Source organism: Salinactinospora qingdaonensis (genome assembly GCF_039539445.1).
Classification (GTDB): Bacteria; Actinomycetota; Actinomycetes; order Streptosporangiales; family Streptosporangiaceae; genus Salinactinospora; species Salinactinospora qingdaonensis.
Window position 1 is genome coordinate 69,785 of sequence record NZ_BAABDD010000001.1, and the last position, 25,173, is coordinate 94,957.

The window sequence follows — 25,173 nt, forward strand, 5'->3', positions numbered from 1 at the left end:
ATCTTGCCCGCGGTTAGGCGACCGAGACCCCATCGTCGGGTCCTCATCAGATACATTCCCGCGTTAACGGGAACACCACTGTGCTTCCTCTCCACCTTAGGTAAGGCGCGAGAGTTCTTCGTACGGTCTAGTTGTCGTCTCGGCTCTCGACGGCCGGGATGTGGACGGCGAGCAATGTGACGTCGTCGTCTTGCTCATACCCTGCGAGCATGCCCTCCACAAGGTATCCGAGTATCTTTTCTGGGTCCCCCACCACCTCCGCAGGTGCTTTCGACGCGACGGTGACAAGTTCCTCGATGCCGGAGGCGACGGCTCGTCTCCGGTTCTCTACAAGTCCATCGGAGTAGAGGACGACGGTGTTACCGGGTGGGACGAAAAATTTGTGGTCGACTCGCTCCGACGACACACCCAGCGGGGTCGCTGGCTCCGTCTCGACGAGCACCGGCCCGCTCTGCGGCGAGACGAGCAGGGGCGGGAGATGACCAGCGTTGGCGAGTCGACCGTGCCCGGTGGCCGGGTCGAGAACGAAATAGGCCAGGGTGGTGATCTGGTCGGCGCTCTCGGTGGCGTCGAACATGCGATCCAACCCGGTGAGCACGTCGGCCGGCTCAGGCATGCTGAAAGCCAACGCGCGCAGGGCGTTACGGACACGGCTCATGCCGGTGGCCGCCTTGATGCCCTTGCCCATGACATCCCCGAGCACACCGGCCACCCGGCCATCAGGCAGCGGGAAGGCGTCGTACCAGTCACCGCCGACCTGCACGTGCTGTGAGCCGGAACGGTAGAACGCCTTCATGCGGATGCCCTTGACCTCGGGCAGGTCCTCAGGGAGGAAACTGTTTTGCAGCGACTCGGCCACGCCGTGTTCGCGCTCGAAGAGCGTGGCTCGCTCCAAGGCGAGCGCGCACTGCCCGGCGAGGGCTTCGAGGAAGACCTTCTCCTCGTCGGAAATGTTGCGCGGCTCGTTGAAGGCGAACCGTAGCGCGCCGATGGGAAGGCCGGCGCTGAGCAGCGGCAGTGCCACCCAGGCGCGTTCATCGGTGTCGCGCAGGAAGGACACGACCTGAGGATCGTCGTCGAGCAGGGCCCGTAGTTCGGGCGGACTACCGGCGATGAAAGTCGTGCGATCCCGCACGGCCATCGTCATAGGGGTTGGTTGGTCCAAGCTGGTCTCGGGTTCGCCGGTCGAGACCGTGCCCAAGGAGTCGTCGGCGTTGACCAGCCGCAGCCGCAACCGTTCGCGGTCCAGCATGGCCACACCCGTGCGGTCGACTCCTACCGCCGAGCGGCCGATCTCAGCCATGGCGCGCACGACCTCGTCGACGGTCAGGGCTTCGGCGAGGTCGGAGGTGGCTTTCTGTAACCGCACGGTGCGTAGCGCCGCCTCTCCCAATTGCTGGGTGAGACGGTGGCGCATCTCGTCGGCTTCACGCTGGGTGGTGACATCGGTGTTGGTGCCGACCCACTCCACCAATTCGCTGCCGCGTTTGATCGGCACGGCACGTGACTGGTAGTAGCGGAAGTCTCCCGAGCGAGTACGGATACGGAATGTGGTGTCGAAGGGAACACATTCGGTGACTGATTCGTTCCAGTCACGTTCCACGCGCTCGCGGTCGTCGGGGTGGAGTGCGTCGAGCCAGCCAGTTCCCAGGTACTCCTCGAGCGACTGGCCGGTGATCGCCCGCCACTCGGCACAGTCCTCGTAGAGGAGGCCATCGGGTCCGGCGGCCCAGACCACCTGGTTGCTGGCGCGCAACAGTGAACGGTAGCGCTCCTCGCTGCGCCGCAGCGCAGTTTCGACCTTGTGCTGGTCGCTGAGGTCGACCGCAATCAACGCGACTCCCGCGATCTCGTCCTCGGGACCATAGGTGGGAAACCACGACATGGACCACTGCGCTTGGCTGTGCCCCTCGGCTGAGGGGCCACCGACGAGTTGGCGGTCGCTGGTGACCACCGGACGGCCGGCCAGGACCGCAGAGATCGCGCTGTCGTGTGCCGCCGCGTCGTCAGCCGGCAGGATATCTCCGGGTGTTCGCCCCGCACACTCCTCCTCCGTCTTGGCGTAGATCGCCTGCAAGGTGCTGTTGACCCGCCGGAACCGACCATCGGTGCTGAAGAACGCCAACCCGATGGGAGCCTCTTTGAACAGTGTCTCCAGCAGAGCGGTGTCAGTGGGGTCGAGTCTGGACACGCGCGGGAACGAAATGGACGTCTCGGTGCTCACCGTTCACACCTCCGGGGTCCTTGATCCCTGTGCGCGGGGCCACTCACGCGAGCGTCAGCAGCATAACGAATATCGCTTCACTCCACGGAGCCGTCACGGCCCTGTGTCTTTCGCGGGCTGCCGCCCGCGCCCTCCGGAATCGTTTCCCTCACCCAATGACTCCGGGCGACGCGGTCGGTTACCAGCGAAAGAGGCGGTTGGGGCCGAAGTCGAGGTGCCGACATCGCCTCAGCATAAGACACGCGCCCAAGGCAGCCTGAACCTCAGCCCATCGGAAAGTTATCGGACATAGCGGAAAGTAAATAATACGAGGCGATCGGCCATGGCGCCGCGATCGATTCGTTTCTGGACTTCCCTAATCCGTGGATCATGCCCCACTCACCGCCACATCGTCTTGCTACCCAGAGTTACTAGTTTTACACCTACCGAAATCAACGGTATCTGTGGCACCACGGCCAACGACGAGAGCCACAGCGCGGGCTCAGCCACTCGCCCCTGTGTCGGCCAACCCTGGGGAGTCTGCCAGGCTCGCTTTGGTCTTGGCCTTCTGCCCCTGCTTGAACGCGCGCACCTGTGCCAGGGTTTGTGGGTCACGCACGTCAGCGACAGAGCGTAGCGAGTCTTCGGCTCCGTAGTCGCCGGCCGCCGCGCGCCACCCCTGCGGCCGTACGTCGAGTTGCTTTCCCAAAAGCGCTACAAAGATCTGACTCTTCTGGTTGCCAAATCCGGGAAGCGCCCGCAGGCGACGGAACAATTCCTGGCCAGACGGTGCGTCGCGCCAGACGGCCCCGGGGTCACCGCCGTAATATCGGACGATATAGGCACATAGCGTCTGGATGCGCTTCGCCATAGCGCCAGGGTAGCGATGGACAGCGGGCTTTCTCGATAGCAACTCCGCGAATACCGCGGGATCTTGATCGGCGATCTCGTGAGCGTCGAGGTCGTCACGACCGAGTCGGCGCGCGATCAGTAGTGGGCCGGCGAACGCCCGTTCCATGGGTATCTGTTGGTCAAGGAGCATCCCCGTCAGCAGTGCCAGTGGACTACGCGCGAGTAGTTCATCGGCTTCGGCGTCCTGGGCCAGGTGGAGCGGGACCGTCATAGCTCAAGGGTCGCACAAAGGGTGGGTAAGGGTGGCCCTGACAGGGCTTGACAGGCGAAAAGCGCGTTGTGAAATGGAGTGTGGTCACCGTCTAGACCACCGTGGCAAAGGGGGGCGTGAGCGAGGATGCTCAAGACGTACCACGCGGGTGGCCTACAGCAGGTCACCGCGCGGCTAGTCAGCGAATTCAGCGCCGTTTCGCACAGCCGCGTCGAGAGATGTGTGTCCGACACGTGGAGATGTGCCGAGCACCTCGGGTTCGAGGCCACCCCTGGACTTGTTGAACGGGTCGCCAGAGAGCATTTGCAAGCTATGGTCAAGTCTGAGCCACCCTCGGGCCTCGGCTCGGCGCTGCACCCCCGTACGGCCGGCCACGACCGGCTCAGTTGATTCTCGCGGGCCTCACGCGCCACTCCAAGTGTCCGGCGCCTCTTTGGACACCACTTTGCCGTGTGCCCGCCCCGCCGGTTGGGCCCGGCTCGGTCGAGCCGGGCCCAACCCATGCCAGTGAAGACCCGCGGGCCAGTAGTGGTGAGGTGGGTTGAGACTGCTCACTCACCGGCGCAGCCACAATTTCATGAGAATCCCGAACCCAAGAGATGGGAAAGCTGGTCACCGCGGCGCCGGGCTTCCCCGCAGCGTCGGGACGCCTACCGAAAACACTGTCCGTCATCTCTTCGCTCACTGTTTCCGTGCCCTAGGCTCGAAAAGTGTCCTCACCGCCCCCTTCCCGCAAAACCCACTCTGTGCCTCCGCCTGACGACGTCTTCGCCGAAATGCTGCGAGTCGCGCGTACCCTCCTGGCGCTACGCGATCCACTCGACGCCGAGGTGGTCATCAGTGAACTGCTCGGCGCATGGTGGGCACAAAACATCCCCGGTCTCGATCTCGAACGGCTCCTGGGCGAGGAGCTCGTGTCCTATGCCACCGCCGACGGCAGCCCCGCCGCACTGGCGCTGCTAGCCGGCGTGGCCTCGCTCGGTCCCTCCCAACGGCAACGAATCCTCGCCAAGAAGGCGGTGCTGGGCATGGTCCGGCAGGGCACCCGCCGCCCGCAATGGGCAGGCCGCATCGGCGCGGTGCGCCCCGTAGCCGCCTACATGTCCGGCTCCCGATTCGGCGACGCCGACGACATCGTCTGTGTCTTCCGCTATGAGGAGGGCGAGGACGGCGACGACCCGAGTGAGCCCTCGGCGGGAACAGGAGCGAGTACGGCCAGCGAACACGCGGTGATCGCAGTCATCGACCACAACTCAGGGGGTGTACTCCGCGACGCCTGGGTGACGACCAAGGTCACCGAGCTGCTCGCCCGCTGCCGTAAGCAGGCCGAGGTCGACACCATGGCCACGTTCTCCGAACTGAGCCCCGAACGTGCGCGCTCGCTCCTCGAAAGCGCACTCCAGCGCTCCGAGGCGCACCTGGATTCCGCCGCCACAGCCGGGGGTGCGGGTGAGGTTACCGGCCGTAGCAGTAACGGCGCCGGCAGCGAGCCGCTACCCAAGCACCACGTGCTCGTGCGTGCCCGAGCCAGAGCGCTGGCCGACGAGCCCCGTTCTGGGCGTACGCCTGTGTGGCGGCGCGACCGGCGGTCATTCCTGGCCGCACGGTTTCTGTCGTCGGAGGCCGCCGCTGACCTGTCCGACAGCTACGCCGCCAGCCGCTGTGTCGACCACATCATCGACTACGGCTGCGACGTCGACTTCGGGCGCCCACTGCGGGTCAGCCCCCGCAAGGTCGAGACGTTCTTGCTCAGTTGGCTGCCGCGGCGGGTGGTGCTGCTGCCCGAAGAGCAAGAGGCGATGCCGCACGTGCTGGCAGCGTGGGTGCGCTGGGCGGGCCCCCGCGCCGGGCTCCCCGAAGAAGCGATGCTGGCCACGCTCGACGCCGTTTGGGAGTCAACCGCGGCGTTCATGACCTCCTACCGTGACCCCACCGCCTCGTTCGGGTTGCGCCGCGAGGTGATCCGCCGACTGCTGCCCGATGGCGACCTCTCCGCGCTGCCGCGCCGCATGTTCGCCTTCCCGCTGCTCGCCAGCGACCTTCTCTCCGACGATGTCGGAGAGTTCGACCCCACGACCTCCGCGGGCCGGCGCGCGCTGCTGAAACTCGACCACTTCGGCGAATACGACGTCGATCCCCAAAGCCGTGGCCGCCACTGCGCAGCCTCCACCGAGACACCGGCCGAGGAGCGCCGGGAGGCCTCCGCCCCCGACATCGACGACGCCCTTGACGCACACGAACGGCTCGCCGAACGGTTGTGGGACGGCAACCCGCCCAGCCTGTGGGCGGCGGCGCAACGGCTGCTCGACCGCGGGCACACCCGCCCGGCCGTTGTCGAGACACTACTGGACGTGCTGGAGGAAGCCGAAAACGACGACGTGTTGGCTAAGCGGCTGGACGAACTGTGACCCCGCCCGCGCCACGGTGGGTGGCGATGGCCCACCTGCCGGCGGGACACCGGCCCGGCAGGCGTCTCAGTGGGTGAGCGCAGGGTGGGCGCTACCGGACTCTCGGAAGCTGCGCAGCAGCTCGGGAACTTGCTCACCGGCCTCTTTGACGTCCTTGACGGTGTCGACACCGCGCCAGAAGCCGTTGATGCGGTAGCCGAAGAGCCGTGACTGCGCGGCCAGCTCAGGGAAGGTGGTGGACTCGTGGTCACCCTTCTCCGGCAACAGCGGCGTGGCCTCGGCCTCGAACACGTAGACGCCGGCATTGATCCAAAACGGCAGTAGCGGGCTCTGCGTGAAACCCTCGATGCTGCCGTCTTCCGTGACCTCGACAATGCCCCAGTTCGTGCGGTATTGCGCCAGAGCCAACGTCACCAGCCCGCCGTGATCGCGGTGGAATTGGGTGAACTCGTCCAGGGGAAACCAGGTGAGGACATCGCCGTTGAGGGCGAAATAGGGGGCGCTCTGGTCGGTCAGGCCAGTGGCGGCGAACCGCAGTGCTCCGCCCCGGCCCAGGGGCTCCTCCTCCACCCTGAGGGTGATCTCGGGCCCCTCCGTGCGCGCGGCGAGGTGCTGGCGCAACACGTCGGCCTTGTAACCGCACGAGACGACGACGTGCTCGACACCATGACTCGCGAGCCATTCGAGCTGGTAATCGATGATGGGCCGATCGGCGATCTCCACCATTGCCTTCGGGCGGGTGTCGGTATAGGGGCGCAGGCGCGTAGCCTGCCCGCCCGCCAGAATGACAGCCTGGGTAATACGGGCTGTGGAAGGACTCATGGGGCGGACACTAGCAGTGCGGTGTCCCGTATTGGGGGGTTCGATCGTGGGTTTCCATCGCCATTCACCCTGGCGTCTCCCCTAAGGGGACCGGGCACGCCAGGTCAGCCCACTTCGGACACAGCACATGTTGCATAACGGACCCTCCGGAGTCGCCACGGGGGCTGCGCAGGAACAGTCGGTCAGCGCTGGGTGAGCTCACCGTAGGCTTCACGAAGATCGGCACTGGTCAACAAGGTGAGGTCAGCGGCGGTGGCCGCCTCGCCCAGGTGGTCGTTGACACGCAGGTCACGGCAGGAACAGGCTTTCTCAAACAGGGAGCGGGCAAAGCGCCCGTTGCCCAGTTCGTCGATCCAGCCGGTCTGGCACACGTGGGCGAAGATCGTGTGAAGATCCGCGCGGGCCTGCTCGTCGAAGGTGTCGCCCGTGTGGGCGGCGACGCTCTCAGCGATCTCGGTCAACTCGGTAGGCGTGTAGCTGGGGAAGGCCACCTGGACGTTGAAACGCGAGGACAGCCCGGAGTTGCTCGCCAGGAACCGCTCCATTTCGGCGGGGTAGCCGGCGAGAACGATGACCAGACGCGACCGGTCGTCCTCAGCGCGCTTGAGCAGGGTCTGGATGGCCTCGGCCCCGAAGGCGTCGCCGCCACTGTAGCCCGGGTTAGCCAGCGCATAGGCCTCGTCGATGAAGAGCACCCCACCCAGAGCGCGGTCGATGAGCTTGTTGGTCTTCACCGCGGTGGCACCCAAGTGCTCGCCGACCAGGTCGGCCCGGCTGGCCTCGATGACGTCGGGCCGGTTGAGCAGCCCGAGCGCGGCGAAGACCCGCCCGAGTATGCGGGCCACGGTGGTCTTGCCCGTTCCCGGAGGTCCGACGAAAACGAAGTGGCGCATCGGCGGCTGGGTGCGCAGCCCTTGTCCCTGACGCAACTTGCCGACCTGGAGCTGGGCCGCGATGGAACGCACCTGGCGTTTGACCGGGTCGAGGCCGATCATGGCGTCCAACTCCGCCAGGGTCTCAGAGACGTCGGGGATAGGGGTGAAACCGGGGAGGCGCTCCGTGAGCTGGTCGTAGGCCGTAGCGATGTCCACAGAGCGAACGGTGACCAACTCTTGAGGTTCGGGCTGGTGCGCGCCGTCGCCGCTGGTGACCACGCGAACATCGCGGGCTTGGCCCGCCTTTTCCACCAGGGAGCGCGCGAACCGGCCGTTCCCCAACTCGTCGACCACGTCGCGCTGCTCGGCCTGCTCGAAGCGGGTGCGCAGCGCCGGTGCCGCCCCCTCGTCGAGGATGTCGCCGCGCTGGGCGAACAGCGACTCGGCGATGTGCTGGAGCTCCTCGGGGGTGTAGCGGGGGAAGGTGATCCGCGTGGCGAACCGGGATGCCAGACCGGGGTTGGAGGTGAGGAAGCGCTCCATCTCGCGCTCGTAGCCGGCCAGGATGATGACAAGGTGGTCACGGTCGTCCTCGGCGCGCTTGAGCAGCGTCTGCACGGCCTCATTACCGAACCGGTCGGGTTGGCCGTCACCTTCATTGACCAGGGCATATGCCTCGTCAATGAAGAGAACGCCCCCCAGGGCACGGTCGACGAGCTCGTTGGTCTTGATCGCCGTGGCGCCGAGATACTCGCCGACGAGATCGGCGCGCTGCGCCTCGATGACGGTGGGCGAGGACAGCAGGCCAAAAGAGTGGAAGATCGTCGCCAGCGTGCGCGCGACACTGGTCTTTCCGGTCCCGGGAGGGCCGGAGAAGACCAGGTGGCGCAGCGGCTTGTCCACGGTGTAGCCGGCGTCGGCGCGCAGCCGCGCCGCCTCGATAGAGGCCGCGATCGAGCGCACTTGCTGCTTGACCGGTTCCAAACCGATCATGTTCTCCAACTCCGCCAGGGCCTCGTCGACCGGCACGGGGGCGGGTGCCGTCTCGGCGACGCTTGTGGCGGGAGCGGCGCCGCGCGAGGCGCTGTCGCGAGCGCGATGGCGCTGGTGGCTTGCGGCCGGAGGCGCGCCAGTGGAGGGCGCGGCGGCGTCGGCGACGCGCGTACGCACGTCGCGTTCCATCCGGTAGCCGGCGGCGAGCCGCCATAGCAGCGCCAGCCCTGCCGCCGCGGCGGTGGCGGCCACGCCAACGGCCGGCGGGACGGCGTCGGTGAGCATGCTCGTCAGTGACACGCCCATGCCCACGATGAGACCGACGAGCAGCGCGATCAGGGTGGTGTGCCACACCGGGAAGGCGCGGATGCGTGAGGCCGCCAAGGCCACCAGCGGTGGCAGCAACGCCAGGGCGAGCACGATCGAAGCGCCGGCCAGCGGCACCTGAAAGAGGGGGTAGGCGAGCACGATCCACCCCAGGCAAACGGCGGTCGTCGCCACCGCCTCCGTGGAACGCATGAGGGCCGCGAACACCGCTAGGGCCATGGCGGCGATGACCACCGCGGGCAGCACCGGCAGACTCAACACGAAGGCGAGCAGCGCCACAGCGGTCACCACGGCAAGACCGGCGAAGAGGCGCACGCGCGGCGGTCGGCGATAGTAGAGATCCCGCAGCCGCGCCACCAGTGACGCCGCCCCAGATTGCCGCCTCGACTGGGGTCGCTCACCGCGTGGCATGTCGTTGCCCCCTTCGCCGCGTGCCGCCCGCACGCCCGCCTAACCGTCGTCGTCCAGCGTGCCCGCTGCCGCTGCCCGAGCGTGCCGTTGTGCCACCTCCAGTGCGTGCCCATGCGCGCACGGCGCCTGCGGCCCCGTGCAACGGCCACCGGTCGCTGGCGGTTCCATACTGCCCGCGATCGGCCTGAGTCAGAAGAAGTTCACGCCCGGAAAGACTCGGCGTGTCGCAGCGAAACCGCGTCACGGTCACGCGAGGCGCCGTCAAAGGAGTGAGGTCTGGCGACCGGCTGCGGGCGGCGGTTTGCGCAGGTGCTTCCACTGCGGCAAGTCATCGAGGTAGGCCCAGCTCATCCGATGGTGCGGGGTGGGGCCGAACTCGGCCAACGCGGCCCGATGGGCGGGCGTGGGGTAGCCGACTCCAGTGGCGAAGCCGTAAGCAGGGTACTCGGCGTCGAGTCCGACCATGTAGGCGTCACGGTGCACCTTCGCCAGGATTGAGGCCGCGGCGACCGACACGCACGACAGGTCGCCCTTGACCTGGGTGCGCACCCGCCAGGGCCGGCCGAGATAGTCGTGCTTGCCGTCGAGGATGACGGCGTCGGGGCCCGGGCGCAGGTGCGCCAGCGCCCGCGAGGCGGCCAGCCGCAGCGCGGCGGTCATGCCGACCTCGTCGATTTCCTCCGGTTCGGCCCGACCGAACGCGTGATCGCGTACCCAGTCGCGCAGGAGTTCGCTCATGGCCTCGCGGCGCGCCGGCGTGAGCTTCTTGGAATCGGTCAACCCGGGGGGCGGCTCCGTTCCGTCGGTGACAGTCGCACACACGACGACCGGACCGGCCCAGGCCCCGCGCCCCACTTCGTCAACACCAGCGACGAGTGTGGCGCCGTCGGCGGCGAGTTCACGTTCCAGGGCGTAGCCGGGCGCGTCGGCGTCGGTTGTGGAGTGGGCTGACACGGGGCCAAGCGTAGCGGTAGGGGCCGCGGGCATCGAACCGGACGCCCGGGGCCGGAAGCCGCCCTGTGGGCGGGTCGCTGGCCGGAGAAGGCTTTCGCACAATTCCTGAGCACAGCGGGTTTCTCCTCTATGCTGAAGGTCCTGGGCCGCTATTGAGGAGGAGACGGCCCAGTTTGTGCTGCCCGGGGGCACGGCGAGTCGCACGCTGTCGGCCTCCGGCATTCGCCCGCATCCAGCCCGTACGGAACCGTCTTGGGGGCCACCGGTATGTCCGCCGCCACTGAACCAACAGGTGGATCGCAATCCCGTGGAGAGGAATCGGGGATGAGCGACGCCTCCGTGGCCAAGCTCATCGAGATCGCGCGCCGTCCCACCTTTGGTCAGCGGATCATCTCTTGGGCTTCGCGACCTCCCGGGCGGCTCTACCTTCCCGCTTGTGCGCTGGCCGCTGTGGTCCTGCTGTACGAGGACAGCATGCCCGGAGGACACCTGCCCAGCGCACTGATCGGGCTGGGCGGCGGAGCGCTGCTGGCGGCGATGGGCGCGTTGCGGCTGGGGATCGCCCTGACGGTGGCGCGCCCGATGATCCGCTTCTACTGGCTGCGCTGGATCACCGCGCCACTCATCGCGGCCGTGGCGATCGCGCTATCGCTGAGCGACGTCGCTCTCAAAGCACGGGTGGAGGCCTCAACGAGTGACCTGGCCGGGGTTCGCGAGACCGTAAGCTCCTCCACCACGGTCCCGCTGAACGGCGCCTGGTTCGGGCTGTACCCGCTACGAGCCGCCGAAGCCGAGGAGGGGGTCACGCGCTTCACGGTCGAGGGGGCGGGACTGTTGCACACTTCAGGTCTGGCCTACAGCCGGGAACCGCTGGCCACCGAGATCTTCCTGCCCGGCCATGGCAGCGTCGTCTACGAGCACATCAGCGGCCCCTGGTACTCCTGGACCGAGTACTGAAGCGCTGGTCTCCTTGGCTCGCCTCGGGCTCGGGGATGAGGTGAGGGCGGTGTCGCGCGTGGACAACGGCGCGTCGCCGCGCTTCCTCGGGACCGCTGACCGGGGTGGCTCCCAGCCCGCCGGGTGAGTGGTGGTGCACCGCCTGCCCAACGGCGGGTCCGCCTCTGGTGCGCGGAGCTTGCCTGCCCGGACGGCCATAGCTCGGCGGGCGCTCCGCGGCCGGACGCCGGGCTCGCCCCAACGAGGCCCCGCCCCCGCGTGTCCTCTTCCGTCTCTTCCGTTGACCGGTGGCTCTCCCTAGTATCGCGCGAGCGAGTCCGCTCAGGGGGGGCGCCACGGGGCCGTCTTGCGCGAGAGCCGGTCGGCTCGACCGGCCCGGTAATGGCGGATCGAGCCGGTGGTGTTCCACGAATCACTGTTTCCCGGAAGGGTTGTAGTGTGCCTTTCACTTTGTTCTTAACCTAGAGCGGGTACACATTTAAGAGCAGCGCGAAACGGCGTCAGGCCAACCATGGGGAGAGGCGATGACGGAATTCATGACAACACTCCATCTGCGTATCCACGACGCGCTGGAGTCGTTGCGCCGGGCCCGCGCGCGAGGGGACGAGGATCTCGCGGTCACCCAAGCCGGCGAGATCGAGGACCTCGTGGAGATCGCAGGACGGCATGGAGTGGATCTCTCCTGCGCCTACCGTGAGCTGGCCGATGCGGCCTGAGCGGCAGGCCGGGCACGTCCCGCCCGCCGGTCACCGCAACGCAGCGGGCCGGCCGCGGCCCCGCGGCCAGATCTTCCGCGAGAAAATTGGGGCCGTCACGCCGGGGAAGCAGTAGCTATTACCCCGAGAACAAAAAATATAACTGGAGAAAAATCCAAGTTTAGGTAATCGTGCATACAACGGTCTGCCAGCATCAGGAAAACAAAAACACCGCCGTCCCGCGTTTTCGTGGGGCGGCGGTGGTGTATGGCGGTGCAAGGCCCAGCTAGCGACGGTTGGAGCGCCCTTCGCGCTGGCCGCGCTGTTGCGTGCCCTGCTGCTCTTGGGGCTGGTGATGGTGCTGGGCCGCCGCAGCCAGGGAGCCCTGGGCCTGCTGTAGAGCGTCAGCGGTGGCCTCGGCCGACTGGGCGGCGGAGGCGTGGCTGTCCGCCTGCCGGTCGGGGCGCTGCTGGCCCATCTGCGGCAGCAACTGCGCCATGAGCAGAGTTGACAGTGCCGAGGTGTCCCCCGAGCCCGACTCGGTGTGCACGATCACCGGCTGTGGGGCGCGCTCGGCGAGCGTGGCGCCAACGTCGAGGCGGCGCCGCGCCAACTCGTACTCCAGGAACGCCCGATTGTCCCGGTAGGAGGTGGCCAACCGTCGCTTGGCCTTGGCCTCGTTCTGGGCCGCGACGAGGTCGCCGCGCCCCCGGGTCTCGATCTCGTAGCGGACCCGCTGTGCCTCGGTCTCCTGCTCCTCCAGCATCTGGGCGACGTCCTTGCGTGCCTGGTTGAGGGCAGCGTTGACCTCGACGATCTTGGCGTCGCGGGTCTTCTTGGAGCGTTCGATGTCCATCAGCAACGTGTCGATGCGGCGCTTGCGCGTGAGTTCCCACTCCTGCTCGTAGGCCACCAACTCCTTGGCGACCCGCTCGCGGGTGGCCAGGTTCTGCTGATACTGGTTGGGAAGCTGCACGTCGGGGATGTTGCACCCCATGATCTGCACCCCGTAGCGACTGAGCTGGCGGTTGAGCAGATCTTGCATGTCAGCCACGTCGGAACCGCGCAGGTCATAAGCGCTTTCGGTCTGCACCCGCCGACTGCGCTGGCGAATGGCGTCCTGTACGGCGTTGGACAGCACCAGGTCGAAGTTGCTGGCCCCGATGGTGCGCACGAAAGCCACCGCGTCGTTGATGCGGAACTTCAAGAAGAACTCGATGGACTTCAGCGGCACGTTCTCGTGGGTGGGGCACGCCAAAACAGGGGCGGTGTAGGGGATCTCCGTGGTGATGTCGACGACAAAGTCAACCCGTGACCAGGGATTCCACAGGTAGTGCCGCCCGGGGGCGAGCCTGCCCTCGGGTTCGATCTTGCCGAACTTGGTGAGAATACCGACCGTGCCCTGCTCGATTTCGACGATGGAGGAACGCCACCACCACAGCAGGGCCAGCAGCAGCGACGCCACACCGAGCACGAACGCGGGAATGGCCAGCCACCCCAGCAGCAGAGGTTGGGCGAGCAGCGCGACGCCGCCCAAACACAGCAGGTAGAGGCCAATCCAGACGAGCACCATCCACTTCAGCCCGCGGCTGTCGCGGGGAATGACCACGGGCACCAACGCACCCTGGTCACCGCCACGCAGCAGGCCGGCGATGTCACTCCAAGAAGCCAGCGACTCCTTGATACTGGAGGAGCCGCGCCCCATCGTTGTTGCCGCCTGACTCATCAGACGTCACCTCCTTGCCGGCCGGGCTCGGCGGCCGTGGAACCGGCGTCACCGTCGACGATGGAGTCGAGCCGGTCGTCGATCGCGCCGTCGGAGACGGACTCGCGGATCTGTTCCACCCGGTCGGCGCCGGGCACGTCCTCGGTGTCCGCAGGGTCGGGCGTGTCGACGGTGCGCTCTTCGTGCTCCAACAGCTCGTTGATCTCGGCCTCGCGGGAGGCGATGCGTTCGGAGATCTCCTCGACGCGGGCGCGGATGGCGGCCATGTCGGAATCGGAGAACAGCTCGCTGTCGGCCCCGCCGACGATCTCCTGAGCCACCTGCAAGAAGTTGACGGCGGCGGAGTCGACGGCGCCGATGCGCACTATCTGCGGGAGGCTGTCGGCCACCGACTCCAGCTTGTCGAGCAAGTCTTGCTGGTAGGTGTAGTTGAGGATCTCGGGAGCCTCAGCGGCGCTGACCGCCCGGATGTCGAGTGCCTGGGCTTCCAGAAGCGCCGCGTTGGCTTGGGCGGTGCTCTCAGCCTCGACGAAGCGCTGGCGGGCCAGGGAGCGCGCCCGGTTGGTCTCGCGTTCCAGGGCGGTGTCCATCTGGGCCTGGTACTGCGCGATCTCGGCCTGAATGGCCGACAGCGTTTCGTTTAGCGAGGCCAACTCCTTGTTGAGGTCCCCCTCGTTTTGCTCCTTGCGCAACTGGAGCTCGTATTCGTAGGTGTAGGCCTCCTTGGCCACGCGCACCATCTCGGTGGCGGCCAAGTCCATCCGATACTCCTGGCTGGAGGGCTCGGCGTGGGTGATATTGGCGTTGGTCAAGCGCACTGCCGGCAGGAACTGCTGGTTGAGCTGTTCCAGCAGCCCTGCGGTGCTCTCACCGACCAGGTCGTAGATCGCCGATGCCTCTTGGTCGTAGATGAGGCTGCGGGTGGTCTCGCTGGTGGCGTTGGTCAGCTTGTCCTGGAACCCCTGGACCGCGCCGAGCGTGTAGATGAACTGCTCAGGGTCCTCGATGCGGAACTGTAGGAACAGGTCGACCGAAGCCTTGACCCCGCTCTTGGTGGGCGCCTCGCGGATGGGGGCGTTGAACGGGTACTCCCGCGTGGTGTTGACGAGGTAGGAGACCCGCTTCCACGGGTTGAGCAGCGTGACCTTGCCCGGCGGCGCGATGTTTTCGAGCTTGCCGAACTTGGTGATGAGAGCATGGCAGCCGTCAGGCACCATGACCATGCCCTGGCGCCACCACATGAACGCGGCGATAGCCACGACGATCAGCCAGAAGTGCAAGCCGAAGAAGAGCAGCGTCGCGCCGGGGATGGGAACGGTGACCGCCGTGCCCAACAGGCCGACCACGGCGAGCAGGATCACCGGGAGCATGGCGGTCAGGGTGCGTCCGCGTGGGATCACCATGGGAGTGATGACGTGGACCGGGCCTTCGGGTCCGGACTCGTAGCTACTGCTGTTGAGGGCCTCGCCGGCGTTGCCCAAAGAGGTGGTCTTCTGTTCGATGCGGGTGCCGGTGGAGGCACCCTGCTCACGGGCGGCGAGGAAGTCGCCCGGATCAAGCCCGACCCCCTCCGCCGCCTGGCCCAGCGCGTCGGAAGCCGCCTCTCGCGGATCGCCCCCTTGGGCGAGCTGGTCGGCGGCCCCGCGCACCGTCTGCGCGAAGGACATTGGTGTTGCTCCTTGCATATGAGGGACATGACTCAGACGCGATCGTGCGCGATCCGGTTCCGTCGTGGCTGATGAGCCGCTGTGGAGGTGGCAGGGCGGCAGTGGTCACCGTAGAAAAAAGGGAGCCGCTCGCCAGGGGCCGACCCTACGGTGGTGGATCGGGTATAAGCGGACCCTAACGGATACCTCGGCATATACGAAGAAACAGCGACGGAAAAGGCATGTCGGAAACGCCCGCCTTAAGCGGATGCGTAGCGCGGCGAGCAACGTGGGCACGGCGGGTGGGTGGCGGCTCTGGCACCCCCGCCGCTCGCCCCTACGACGCTGGTGGAGCGATCGTCGGGCTAGGTTCTGTTTTTTGGAAAGGGCGGCGAGAACGGGCACCCCGCAGGCTGCCGAGATCGCGCAGCGATCGAGGCACGAGCGAACGGAGAACACTGCCTACGGCCCACACCCCCGGCCGTTCAAAAACAACAACCTAGCCCTGCGTAATATAGGCCTCAAGCTGGCGGCGATGCTGCTCGAGTTGGCTGATATGGCTCTTGACCACGTCGCCGATGCTGACGATGCCCATGAGGTTGCCCTCAGAGAGGACGGGCACGTGGCGGACACGGTTCTCGGTCATGAGCATGGTCAGCGTGTCGACGGTGTCGCTGGGAGCACAGGTGATCACGACGGCGGTCATGATGTCAGCGACTGGGGCGCTGAGCAGGTCAGCGCCGTACTCGTCCAAGCGGCGGACGACATCGCGCTCGGAGGCGATCCCGGCGAGCGTGCCGTTGTGGGTCACCACCACCGCGCCGATGTTGTGTCGGGACAGTTCGGTCAGGAGTTGGGCGACGGTCGTGTCGGTGTCGACGGTCACCACGGCGGCACCTTTGGTCCGCAGAATCTCAGCGATCAACATGGCGGCCACCTTTCGATCGGTGCCCATGGGTTACCCTGCCGCCAAGATCCATAATCGCCAGATTCGCCGCACAATATCCCAGCTCACAAAGTGATCCCTGGAACCGGCAGAACGTCCCATCCCGGAGCCACCCGGCCGCAAAACCTCGATCAGTCGCCGTCGATCCAATACCGCTGCACCCTGGCGACTGCCGCCTCCTTGCTCATCATCTTGACCTCAGCCTCATCAAAGCCGCCGACTTCGGTGCCCAGCAGGTGAACGAGGTCGACCGGCAAGGCTGACTTAGGGGTGTCGACGTTCCCCGGTCCATGCGGCCTCCGCTTCCGCCAGGAGTTCTTCAGAGACCGGGCCGTGCTCGTGCTCAAGCAGTACTGCGGGGTCAGCCAGCAGGTCCAGCTCTGACCGGCGAGCAGGCCAAGCACTACGTCAAGCACCACGCACAGGGCTCCCAGGGGGTCCTCAGATCGCTCACGCTGCTGGCCGAGAACCGATCGGCCAGATAAGGCACGGGGGAGCCGGCACCTGCCCGACTCCCCCGACCGCCACCAGCGCTCCTAACGGAAAGCGGCCAGTGCTAGCTGCAACCGCTGGTGGAGCCGCAGCCCTCGCAGACGTAGCAACTGCCGGAGGGGCGCATCTTGGTACCGCAGGTGACGCACAGCGGGGCGTCGGCAGTGAAGCCGCCCTTGGTCTCGGCCAGCTCGGTAGTGTCGTGGGCGCCCACGTCCTCGAGAGCCGGCTCGTCGGGCTCGTGCTCGGTGTCGTCACGGCCGGCCAGCGGGGCCGACTGGGCGTAGGACTCGACTTGGGCCGCCACCTGGGCGGGGTCCTCGCCGGCGGCTTGGGCGGCGCGCTCCTCAGCCGAGAGCACCCCCAGGGCGGCGCGCTCCTCGTAGGACAGGTAGTCCAAGGCCAGCCGGCGGAAGATGTAGTCGACGACCGACTGCGCCATGCGGATGTCGGGGTCGTCGGTCATACCCGCCGGGTCGAAGCGCATGTTGGTGAACTTCTCGACGTAGGTCTCCAGCGGGACGCCGTACTGCAACGCGATGGAGATCGCGATGGAGAAGGCGTCCATGACACCGGCCAGGGTCGACCCCTGCTTGCCGAGCTTCATGAATACCTCGCCGAGCCCGTCGTCGGGGTAGGAGCCTGCGGTGATGTAGCCTTCAGCGCCACCCACCGAGAAGGAGATGGTCTCGCTGGGGCGCTTCTTGGGCAGCCGGCGCCGGATCGGCCGATGCACCTCGACAACTTGGGGCTCGGGCTTGGTCTGCTCGGCTTCCTCGGACTTGGCGGTGGACAACGGCTGGCCCACCTTGCAGTTGTCGCGGTAGACGGCCAGCGCTTTGAGGCCGAGCTTCCAGCCCTCGAAGTAGATGCGCTCGAAATCCTCGACGGTGGCTTCCTCGGGCACGTTGACCGTCTTGGATATGGCACCGGACAGGAACGGCTGCACGGCGGCCATCATCTTCACGTGACCCATGGGCTCGATGTAGCGCGTACCCATGGCGCAGTCGAAGACCTCGTAGTGCTCGGGACGCAGGCCGGGGGCGTCGACCACATGACCGTTCTCGGAGATGTACTCGACGATCGCCTCGATCTGCTCCTGGGGGTAGCCCAGGTTCTTCAATGCCCGCGGGATGGCCTGGTTGACGATCTGCATGGAACCGCCGCCGACCAGCTTCTTGTATTTGACCAGCGAGAAGTCGGGCTCGATACCGGTGGTGTCGCAGTCCATCATGAAGCCGATGGTGCCGGTGGGGGCGAGCAGGCTGGCCTGGGCGTTGCGCCACCCGTTGCGCTCGCCGGTCTTGAGGCAGCCCTCCCACTCGCGGGTGGCCGCGGCCACGATGTCGCGGTCCATCTCGTGGATCGTGCGCAGGTCGTCGTTGGCCGCGGCGTGCTTGCGCATGACCCGCTTGTGCGGCTCGGCGTTCTTGGCGTAGCCCTCGTAGGGGCCGACGATGCCGGCCAGTTCGGCGCTGCGCTTGTAGGCGGTACCGGTCATCAGGGAGGTGATGGCCGCCGCGAGGGCCCGGCCCCCGTCGGAGTCGTAGGCGTGACCGGTAGCCATGAGCAGTGCGCCGAGGTTGGCGTAGCCGATGCCGAGCTGGCGGAAGGCGCGGGTGGTCTCGGCGATCTTGTCGGTGGGGAAGTCGGCGAAGGTGATGGAGATGTCCATCGCCGTGATGACCAACTCGGTGAGCTTGACGAACCGCTCGACGTCGAAGGTGTCGTCGGGGCGTAGGAACTTCAGCAGGTTGATCGATGCCAGGTTGCACGAGGAGTTGTCCAGGTGGACATACTCCGAGCAGGGGTTGCTGGCGGAGATGCGGCCACTCTCGGGGGCGGTGTGCCAGTCGTTGATCGTGTCGTCGTATTGCAGCCCGGGGTCGGCACACTCCCAGGCGGCGGTGGCCATCTTGCGGAACAGGGTGGGGGCGTCGACGGTAACGACGGACTCGCCGGTGGTGCGCGAGGTGAGGTGGAACTCCGACCCCGATTCCACGGCGCGCATGAAGGCGTCGGAGACCCGCACCGAGTTGTTGGCGTTTTGGTACTGGACGCTGACGATGTCGGAGCCTCCGAGGTCAACGTCGAACCCGGCGTCGCGCAGGGCACGGATCTTGTGTTCCTCGCGTGCCTTGGTCTCGATGAATTCCTCGACGTCGGGGTGGTCGACGTCGAGGACGACCATCTTGGCCGCGCGGCGGGTGGCGCCGCCGGACTTGATGGTGCCCGCCGAGGCGTCGGCGCCGCGCATGAAGGAGACCGGACCCGAGGCGGTGCCGCCCGAGGACAGCAGCTCGCTGCTGGAGCGGATGCGCGACAGGTTGACTCCGGCGCCGGAGCCGCCCTTGAAAATGATGCCCTCTTCCTTGTACCAGTCGAGGATCGACTCCATGGTGTCGTCGACCGACAGGATGAAGCAGGCCGAGACCTGCTGTTGGGAAGCGGTGCCGACGTTGAACCACACCGGGGAGTTGAAGCTGAAAAGCTGGTGTACCAGGGCGTACTTCAGCTCGTGGTCGAAGACCTCGGCGTCGTCATCGGTCGCGAAGTAGCCGTAACGGAGGCCGGTCTGGGTGTAGGTGCCGGCGACCCGGTCGACGAGCTGTTTGAGGCTCCACTCCCGCTCGGGAGTGCCCAGCGCGCCGCGGAAGTACTTGCTCGCGACGATCTGTGTGGCGTTCATGGACCAGGCAGCGGGAAACTCCACGCCGTGCTGTTCAAAGTTGACCGAACCGTCACGCCAGTTGGTCATCACGACGTCGCGGCGTTCCCACTCGATCTCGTCGTAGGGATGGACGCCGGGTGTGGTGAAAATACGCTGCATCTTCAAGCCTTTGCGCTGGGACTGCTTGCCTTTGCGCGCCGATGCTCCGCTGGTCGTCTCGGTCATCTCGTTCCCCTTGTGGTTTGCCCATACCCGGTTAACGCCATCTCACAAGGCACTTTGTGAGTGCCCCATACGCGCGTTCGCGCGGTGGTGCTGTTCGGGCGCTCGCCAGCCCGGCGCCCACGGCGGCACCATGCGCCGATGGAGACCGGCTAGGCCGGCCCGTCACGCTCGGCCCGCAGGCCGGCGATCTCGCGTTCGAAGTCCTCCAGCGACGCGAAGTTGCGATACACCGAGGCGAAGCGCAGGTAGGCCACCTCGTCGAGGTCGCGCAGCGGCCCGAGGATGGCCAGTCCGACCTCGTGGGCGGGTACCTCGGCGCTCCCCCGGCCTCGAATCGACTCTTCGACCCGCTGGCCCAAGAGAGCGAGCGCATCCTCAGAGACGGGACGTCCCTGACAGGCGCGGCGCACGCCGGCGATGATCTTGGCGCGCGAGAACGGCTCGGTCACGCCAGACCGTTTGGCGACCATAAGCAGCACAGTCTCTTGGGTGGTGAAACGCCGCCCGCACTCCGCACAGGAGCGTCGGCGCCGGATGGCCGCGCCGTCGTCGGTGGAGCGGCTGTCGATCACCCGCGTGTCAGGGTGGCGGCAGAACGGACAGTGCACGCTGGCACGCCTCCCCCCGTGTGCGCATGGCTGGCTTCCCCGTCGCTGGCCCCAACGGCGGAGGCGGCCGGCGGGCGCGCCGGCCCTCCGCCGTGGCGGCAATGGCGAACGTTTGATCTGCCACCCACTAAAGCACAATTTCTGGGTGGGTTGTTCCAGTAGCCCACTAGATATTGTGGGGAAATTACCTTCACTGTCGAGCCGTCGGCCGCCGGAAACCACCGGTCGTCGCGGTTGAAGTGCAGGTCATCATGGCGGAGTCAGGCAGGTTTGGCGAGGCGGCGCGCCTGAGCGTGTCGGCTTAGGCCGCCCAGGTGAAACTTCCCACGAGCGCGAGGGGGGTGGGAGGGCAACCTCTGCTGTCCCATGTCGCATGGGTGCCGGCCATCGCGCGGCGCCACACCGATGCGATGCCGCCGGGGCTGAGGTCAGGAGGAGGGCAGTAGCAGCACTTGGCCCGGGTCGATTCTGGTGTCGCTGAGGTCGTTGATCTCGACGAGCTCGTAAACCGTGCTGCGGGGGTCGTGGTTGGGGCGTATTCGCTGCGCGATCTCCCACAACGTGTCACCGTCTTCGACCACGATCGTCGACGATGAGGTGTCGAGCTCATCTGACTCGGTGGAGGCTCCGGCCGCGGAGGTCCCAAGCGCCATGGTCAGCACCACCGTGAGCGCGAAGCCCGCCGTGAGCGCGGTAGCCAGCGCGCTGACGAGCACGAGACGACCGCGACGGGTCAACCGCGGACCGCGGGGAGGGGAAGGAGGCGCGGAGAGATCGGGCAGCCCTTCGACGGAGGGCAGGATTGTGGCGGACGAACCGCCGCTGGGGGTGCTCACGGCTCCTCCCGCCCACTCGGGGACGTCAACGGACCAGTCGTAAACCTCGGTCTCGGGCGCGGAGTGAACCACCCGCAGCACGGAACGCTGGGCGTGTGACGGCGAGCGACGATCCGCCCCAGCGGGATCATGACCGGGGCCTAGGTTTTTTGGGGGCAACGGTGCCTCGGGCACGGCGGCAGCCGCGGACGCAGATCCGACTGTACACACTGTCTTCACCTTTGAACGCGAACCCAATAGAACTGACGTTCGATTACTACCGTATCCTGACGAATTTTTCAGCACCATCTCGAACGTTTGTTTGATATCGCTCTGTTAGGGCACTAACCTTGGACACGCTGTACTTGCGATACACCGACCTCGTCGCGCGCACGACATCGCATCGAGATACCGCTGTCACACCGCCGATGGCGGTGGACGCCTGACACCCCACACCGACCCGCCGAGGAGGCCGGACGTGCCGGAGGAGAACCACGTGACGCAGGAACCTCACACGGGTGGAAAGGCCGTCACCGCACTCCGGCCCACTGCCACTGATATCGGCGCGGGGGGGACCGACGCCGAGCAGACCTCAACGACACAGTCGGACGCCACTCCGAAACTCACGGATCGTCAGCAGAGTGTCCTGAACGTCATCCATCGTTACGTGCAGCAACGTGGCTACCCGCCGTCCATCCGGGAGATCGGTGACGCGGTGGGGCTGTCGAGCCCTTCTAGTGTCGCGCACCAATTGAAGGTGTTGCAACGTAAGGGCTACCTGCACCGCGATCAGAACCGCCCACGTGCGGTGGAAATTCGCATTCCGGGCCAGCCCCCCGTGCGCTCATGGGACGAGTTGCACTTCGATCACGCCGCCGATGCCGAGCGCTCGACCGACGTTCCCGTGCTGGGGCGCATCGCCGCCGGCGGGCCGGTGCTGGCCGAGGAGTCCGTCGAGGACGTCTTCACGCTGCCCAAGCAGCTTGTGGGCGAGGGCCGGCTGTTCATGCTCAACGTGGTCGGCGACTCCATGGTCGAAGCCGCCATCAACGACGGTGACCTGGTCGTTGTCCGTCAACAGCCCGAGGCCAACAACGGCGACATCGTGGCCGCCCTCATCGATGACGAGGCCACGGTCAAGGCGTTCAAACGCGACGGCGACCATGTCTGGCTGCTGCCACGCAACGAGGAGTACCAGCCCATCAGCGGCGACCAGGCGACCATTCTCGGCAAGGTCGTCGCGGTACTGCGCAAGGTGTAACGCCTTCGCTTCAATTCGGCACACTCCCGTGACCTCAGGGCGAATCAGCCCGAGACAGTGGCGCCGCAACGGGTGGCTCCAGCGCGGACTACGGTAGGGGACATGTCGCGCTCTCTGGCCGTAATACGCCGCTGCCTCGTCCTGGCTCTGGGCTGTCTCGCTCTGTTCGTGACCGGCTGCGCGCCACAGGGAGACCCGCCGTCCCAGACCACCTCCCCCGCTCCGGCGCCCGCGGTAACCGAACACGACATCACTTTCACCAGCGGCCCGGACACGCTGCACGGAACCTTCGCCGTTCCCGACAACGCCGACGGCCCGCTTCCCGGCGCGCTGATCATCTCCGGCAGTGGCCCCACCGACCGCGACGGCAACAGCGAGGCCCGCCCCAACGCCGACACCAACGCCAACCTCGCGCGGGTCCTGGCGCAGGCGGGCGTGGCCTCACTGCGCTACGACAAACTCGGCTCCGGCGAAACCGGCCACGCCTCTCGCTCCCCCGACGAGCCGGTCGGCTACGACGTGTTCGAGAGCGAGATGATCCACGCCTACGCCCGCCTCGCCTCCCAACCCGAAATCGACACCTCCCGGCTGCTGGTGGTCGGACACAGCGAGGGCAGCATCTTCGCGCTGCGCTCTACCCACGTCATCGACGAGCACCCGCCCACCGGGCTCATCCTCGTCGCACCGGTCGGCGACCGCTACCTCGACCTCATCGATCGCCAACTGACCGAACGAATCCGCACCGCCGAAAGCCAGGGAGCACTGGACGCCCCCACGGCGACGAAGTGGCTCTCTGACACCCGGTACTCGGTTGCGCGCCTCCGCGCCGGAGAGTCGCTGCCCGAGGACCTTCCTCCGCAGATCGAGCCGCTGTTCAACCCCAGCGTCGCACCGTTCCTGCGCCAGATCGACGCCATGGACCCCGTACGCCTAGCGCAGCAGGTGCCCTCGGAGGTGAACTCTCTCGTGCTGTGGGGAACAGCCGACTCCCAGGTCACCGAATCCGAAGTTGACCGGCTCATGACAGGGTTGTCCAACGCGCGGCGAGTCGATCTCGAAGGCGCCGACCACATCCTGCGCATGTACGACGACTCCCCCGGCGCCGCTGTGCTCGATGAGGACCGTCCCTTCTCCCCCGACGTCGCCCCCGCGGTCAGGCGGTTCCTCAACGAGAGCCTGTGATGTGACCCGGCGCGCGAGAGGCCGGGTCACATCGGCGCTCAAGAGCCGCTGTCGCGCACCGTGGCAACGACCTCGCGGGTCAGCTTCTCCGCCTCAGCGATGGCCTCATCGGGGGGCAGAGTCTCGGTGTAGTAGTAGTTGGTAGCCGAGGTGTAGCAGATCGAGAACACCAGGTTGGATAGCCGTGTGCCCACACACCCAGCCTCGTTTTGCGAGTCATACCAGGTGAGAGCTTCATCTCCCAGGTCATCCAGCGCCGAAGTGTCGAACTGCTCGGATCGCTGCGCTAGATCTTGGGAAGCGGCATCTTGCCCCGAGATCCCGAACTGATCCTCGTAGCGGGAGAGCAGGACGAGGGCGTCGGAGGGGACCCGGCGGCTGTCCTTGGGGGTGCTCCACTGGCACTGGCGCGCCTCCCACGACTGCGGGGCCTGCGGGTCGGTCGAGGCCGTCAGTTTCTCATCGATCACCCGGTCGTGCCGGGGAACCAGTCGGCCCAGGGCCTCGCCCTCGACAACTGAGCACTCCGGCAGCGCGCTGTAGACGTGACCGGAACTGCGTCCGCTCTCGATCAGCAACCCCACGCCCACGACGAAGGCGATCAGGATCACTCCCGCTACAGCAACGGCCACGATCATCACGATCGTGCAACCACGGTTGCTCTTCTTGGGTGCCGAACCAATGGAGGGGGTGGCCGCGGGGATGGGGAAGGCAGCTCCCTGGGAGGCAGGAGGAGGAAATGAGGGGGGCGGGCCACCGGCAGGCGTGTCCCCGGGAGGCGGGGGTGGTTGCCCGGGAGGGTCCGCTGGCGGTCCGGCGGGGGGTGGCTGGGCCATCAGCACCTTTCTCTCGTTGGCATGTGGGGGTGGCTCGCGTCCAACCTAAAAGCGGCCACCGACACCGTGGCCACGGACGAGCCTCACCCTCGACCGAACAGCTCCCCCAGGAGCCGACCCACCTCCACCGAGTGGAAAAGGAGGATGTATCCGGCCGCGGCGAAGAAGACGAGCCCGATCACCAGAAACAGCAGGCAGCAGGTACACCCGTATCCGAACTCGCTGGTGCGGCGAGTGGACCGTGCCTGGGAAGGGGGCATCCAGCGTCCAATCTCACGGCCATGCGACCATGCGGCCGGCACCTTAACAAAGGGGAGGAGAGCCCAGGTGCTGTGGGCGGCACTGCTGCCTACAACGCTTCGGCGAGCTGTCGGGCCACCCCGACCACACTGTCCCTGGCCTGCCCATAGGAGAGGGCGGCACCCCCGCTGTCGGCGGCACCGCCGAACCAAAGCCGCACCACGAGGTTGTCCCTGCGGAAGGCGAGTTCGGCAGCACCCTCGCCGCCAGCGCCGGGCCACACCAGCGCGTCTTCACCCACCTGCGGCACCGATGCGACGCCACTGCCCCACTCGGCGGGGGTGACGGCGCGGAGCCGGTTCGTGGCCGCGCGAGCCCCGCTGGTCTCCCCCGATTTGTCGGTGAAGTGGACCCGGAAACTGGCCCGCAGCGAGCGCGGAGGAGCCTCACCGGTCCCCACCGAACTCCATACGCACGTGTTGCCGCCCCCCTCGTGCAGCGGCCCCGGCTGAGAGGGGCGCGGGGTGGCCGCGGGCGCCACGGACTCCACGAGTTCCGCGCTGATCACCGCACAGCCGGGCGGGCTGGCGAAGGTGTCGGCGGGAGCGGCCTGCACGGCCGGGGCCTGTCGGGCCAACATCTGCCCGCCGACGATGGTGACGGCGCTGACGACCACGACGCCCACCGTCGCCACGATCGGTCGTATGGGCAGGCGTGACGTGCGCCGGCTGGTGTCGGCCATGGGCTCCTCGCTGTC

At 66.9% G+C, this 25,173-nt stretch carries 21 protein-coding genes; 6 read left to right on the top strand and 15 right to left on the bottom strand.

All coding sequences use genetic code 11. The features are described 5' to 3' along the window. Positions 1-127: 127 nt before the first annotated feature. Both ABD848_RS00290 and ABD848_RS00295 read right to left on the bottom strand, forming a co-directional pair. Positions 128-2,224 (bottom strand): SpoIIE family protein phosphatase, encoded by a 2,097-nt coding sequence (locus tag ABD848_RS00290; protein ID WP_344966190.1) that lies wholly within the window; start codon positions 2,222-2,224, stop codon positions 128-130. A gap of 481 nt (positions 2,225-2,705) precedes the next feature. Beyond that, the gene (locus tag ABD848_RS00295; protein WP_344966191.1) at positions 2,706-3,326 is read right to left on the bottom strand and encodes an HhH-GPD-type base excision DNA repair protein; all 621 of its coding nucleotides are present in this window, start codon (positions 3,324-3,326) and stop codon (positions 2,706-2,708) included. A gap of 126 nt (positions 3,327-3,452) precedes the next feature. Here ABD848_RS00295 and ABD848_RS00300 point away from each other — a divergent pair, with 126 nt between their 5' ends. Together ABD848_RS00300 and ABD848_RS00305 are read left to right on the top strand one after the other, a co-directional pair. Beyond that, on the top strand, positions 3,453-3,716 hold the full coding sequence (locus ABD848_RS00300) for a hypothetical protein (RefSeq protein ID WP_344966192.1): 264 nt from the start codon (positions 3,453-3,455) through the stop codon (positions 3,714-3,716). A 386-nt stretch (positions 3,717-4,102) separates the two neighbouring features. Next, positions 4,103-5,734, top strand: a complete 1,632-nt coding sequence (locus ABD848_RS00305; protein WP_344966705.1) for a hypothetical protein — start codon at positions 4,103-4,105, stop codon at positions 5,732-5,734. 66 nt (positions 5,735-5,800) lie between these two features. Here the strand turns inward: ABD848_RS00305 and ABD848_RS00310 are convergent, their stop codons facing one another. The 3 genes from ABD848_RS00310 to ABD848_RS00320 form a co-directional block, all read right to left on the bottom strand. Further along, entirely contained in the window at positions 5,801-6,556 is a 756-nt protein-coding gene (locus ABD848_RS00310) for a nucleotidyltransferase family protein (RefSeq protein WP_344966193.1), read from the bottom strand. Positions 6,557-6,738: 182 nt separating this feature from the next. Beyond that, positions 6,739-9,162 carry an AAA family ATPase gene (locus ABD848_RS00315; protein WP_344966194.1) on the bottom strand — a complete coding sequence of 808 codons (2,424 nt, stop codon included), beginning with the start codon at positions 9,160-9,162 and terminating at the stop codon, positions 6,739-6,741. A gap of 261 nt (positions 9,163-9,423) precedes the next feature. Further along, positions 9,424-10,149, bottom strand: coding sequence for a ribonuclease HII (locus tag ABD848_RS00320; protein WP_425567373.1), 726 nt, complete (start codon positions 10,147-10,149; stop codon positions 9,424-9,426). A gap of 291 nt (positions 10,150-10,440) precedes the next feature. Between ABD848_RS00320 and ABD848_RS00325 the strand changes: the two genes are divergently transcribed. Together ABD848_RS00325 and ABD848_RS00330 are read left to right on the top strand one after the other, a co-directional pair. After that, positions 10,441-11,073 (top strand): hypothetical protein, encoded by a 633-nt coding sequence (locus ABD848_RS00325; protein ID WP_344966196.1) that lies wholly within the window; start codon positions 10,441-10,443, stop codon positions 11,071-11,073. Between the two features lie 524 nt (positions 11,074-11,597). Next, positions 11,598-11,789, top strand: a complete 192-nt coding sequence (locus ABD848_RS00330) for a hypothetical protein (RefSeq protein ID WP_344966197.1) — start codon at positions 11,598-11,600, stop codon at positions 11,787-11,789. 265 nt (positions 11,790-12,054) lie between these two features. On the opposite strand, the gene ABD848_RS00335 is transcribed toward ABD848_RS00330, so the two are convergent. The 7 genes from ABD848_RS00335 to ABD848_RS00365 form a co-directional block, all read right to left on the bottom strand. Continuing rightward, complete coding sequence (locus tag ABD848_RS00335) at positions 12,055-13,494, bottom strand: SPFH domain-containing protein (RefSeq protein WP_344966198.1); 1,440 nt, start codon at positions 13,492-13,494, stop codon at positions 12,055-12,057. Further along, positions 13,494-15,161: an SPFH domain-containing protein gene (locus ABD848_RS00340; RefSeq protein WP_344966199.1), complete on the bottom strand. Its 1,668-nt coding sequence runs from the start codon at positions 15,159-15,161 to the stop codon at positions 13,494-13,496. The genes ABD848_RS00335 and ABD848_RS00340 overlap by 1 nt, the downstream gene beginning before the upstream one ends. A gap of 478 nt (positions 15,162-15,639) precedes the next feature. Beyond that, positions 15,640-16,068, bottom strand: a complete 429-nt coding sequence (locus ABD848_RS00345) for a CBS domain-containing protein (RefSeq protein WP_344966706.1) — start codon at positions 16,066-16,068, stop codon at positions 15,640-15,642. Positions 16,069-16,217: 149 nt separating this feature from the next. Next, positions 16,218-16,505 carry a hypothetical protein gene (locus ABD848_RS00350; protein ID WP_344966200.1) on the bottom strand — a complete coding sequence of 96 codons (288 nt, stop codon included), beginning with the start codon at positions 16,503-16,505 and terminating at the stop codon, positions 16,218-16,220. Between the two features lie 137 nt (positions 16,506-16,642). Continuing rightward, positions 16,643-19,474 (bottom strand): vitamin B12-dependent ribonucleotide reductase, encoded by a 2,832-nt coding sequence (locus ABD848_RS00355; protein ID WP_344966201.1) that lies wholly within the window; start codon positions 19,472-19,474, stop codon positions 16,643-16,645. Positions 19,475-19,623: 149 nt separating this feature from the next. Then, positions 19,624-20,082: a transcriptional regulator NrdR gene (nrdR, locus tag ABD848_RS00360; RefSeq protein WP_344966202.1), complete on the bottom strand. Its 459-nt coding sequence runs from the start codon at positions 20,080-20,082 to the stop codon at positions 19,624-19,626. 428 nt (positions 20,083-20,510) lie between these two features. Then, positions 20,511-20,918, bottom strand: a complete 408-nt coding sequence (locus ABD848_RS00365) for a LysM peptidoglycan-binding domain-containing protein (protein ID WP_344966203.1) — start codon at positions 20,916-20,918, stop codon at positions 20,511-20,513. Positions 20,919-21,375: 457 nt separating this feature from the next. On the opposite strand from ABD848_RS00365, the gene lexA reads away from it, so the two are divergent. Then, complete coding sequence (gene lexA / locus ABD848_RS00370) at positions 21,376-22,158, top strand: transcriptional repressor LexA (RefSeq protein WP_344966204.1); 783 nt, start codon at positions 21,376-21,378, stop codon at positions 22,156-22,158. Between the two features lie 102 nt (positions 22,159-22,260). Further along, entirely contained in the window at positions 22,261-23,340 is a 1,080-nt protein-coding gene (locus ABD848_RS00375; RefSeq protein WP_344966205.1) for an alpha/beta hydrolase, read from the top strand. Between the two features lie 38 nt (positions 23,341-23,378). Here ABD848_RS00375 and ABD848_RS00380 read toward each other — a convergent pair whose 3' ends face one another. From ABD848_RS00380 to ABD848_RS00390, 3 genes are all read right to left on the bottom strand, one after another. Then, positions 23,379-23,972, bottom strand: coding sequence for a hypothetical protein (locus ABD848_RS00380; protein ID WP_344966206.1), 594 nt, complete (start codon positions 23,970-23,972; stop codon positions 23,379-23,381). A 287-nt stretch (positions 23,973-24,259) separates the two neighbouring features. Then, positions 24,260-24,436 (bottom strand): hypothetical protein, encoded by a 177-nt coding sequence (locus ABD848_RS00385; protein WP_344966207.1) that lies wholly within the window; start codon positions 24,434-24,436, stop codon positions 24,260-24,262. Between the two features lie 89 nt (positions 24,437-24,525). Beyond that, positions 24,526-25,158, bottom strand: coding sequence for a hypothetical protein (locus ABD848_RS00390; protein WP_344966208.1), 633 nt, complete (start codon positions 25,156-25,158; stop codon positions 24,526-24,528). Between the last annotated feature and the right edge of the window lie 15 nt (positions 25,159-25,173).

What these genes read in the sequence shown, in the direction of transcription:
- ABD848_RS00330 (WP_344966197.1), top strand. Translation starts at nt 11,598, where the DNA reads ATGACGGAATTCATGACAACACTCCATCTGCGTATCCACGACGCGCTG.
- ABD848_RS00345 (WP_344966706.1), bottom strand. Translation starts at nt 16,068, where the DNA reads ATGTTGATCGCTGAGATTCTGCGGACCAAAGGTGCCGCCGTGGTGACC.
- ABD848_RS00315 (WP_344966194.1), bottom strand. Translation starts at nt 9,162, where the DNA reads ATGCCACGCGGTGAGCGACCCCAGTCGAGGCGGCAATCTGGGGCGGCG.
- ABD848_RS00340 (WP_344966199.1), bottom strand. Translation starts at nt 15,161, where the DNA reads ATGTCCTTCGCGCAGACGGTGCGCGGGGCCGCCGACCAGCTCGCCCAA.
- ABD848_RS00305 (WP_344966705.1), top strand. Translation starts at nt 4,103, where the DNA reads ATGCTGCGAGTCGCGCGTACCCTCCTGGCGCTACGCGATCCACTCGAC.
- ABD848_RS00355 (WP_344966201.1), bottom strand. Translation starts at nt 19,474, where the DNA reads ATGACCGAGACGACCAGCGGAGCATCGGCGCGCAAAGGCAAGCAGTCC.
- ABD848_RS00295 (WP_344966191.1), bottom strand. Translation starts at nt 3,326, where the DNA reads ATGACGGTCCCGCTCCACCTGGCCCAGGACGCCGAAGCCGATGAACTA.
- ABD848_RS00320 (WP_425567373.1), bottom strand. Translation starts at nt 10,149, where the DNA reads ATGCCCGCGGCCCCTACCGCTACGCTTGGCCCCGTGTCAGCCCACTCC.
- ABD848_RS00310 (WP_344966193.1), bottom strand. Translation starts at nt 6,556, where the DNA reads ATGAGTCCTTCCACAGCCCGTATTACCCAGGCTGTCATTCTGGCGGGC.
- ABD848_RS00335 (WP_344966198.1), bottom strand. Translation starts at nt 13,494, where the DNA reads ATGAGTCAGGCGGCAACAACGATGGGGCGCGGCTCCTCCAGTATCAAG.
- ABD848_RS00390 (WP_344966208.1), bottom strand. Translation starts at nt 25,158, where the DNA reads ATGGCCGACACCAGCCGGCGCACGTCACGCCTGCCCATACGACCGATC.
- ABD848_RS00385 (WP_344966207.1), bottom strand. Translation starts at nt 24,436, where the DNA reads ATGCCCCCTTCCCAGGCACGGTCCACTCGCCGCACCAGCGAGTTCGGA.
- ABD848_RS00300 (WP_344966192.1), top strand. Translation starts at nt 3,453, where the DNA reads ATGCTCAAGACGTACCACGCGGGTGGCCTACAGCAGGTCACCGCGCGG.
- ABD848_RS00325 (WP_344966196.1), top strand. Translation starts at nt 10,441, where the DNA reads ATGAGCGACGCCTCCGTGGCCAAGCTCATCGAGATCGCGCGCCGTCCC.
- ABD848_RS00375 (WP_344966205.1), top strand. Translation starts at nt 22,261, where the DNA reads ATGTCGCGCTCTCTGGCCGTAATACGCCGCTGCCTCGTCCTGGCTCTG.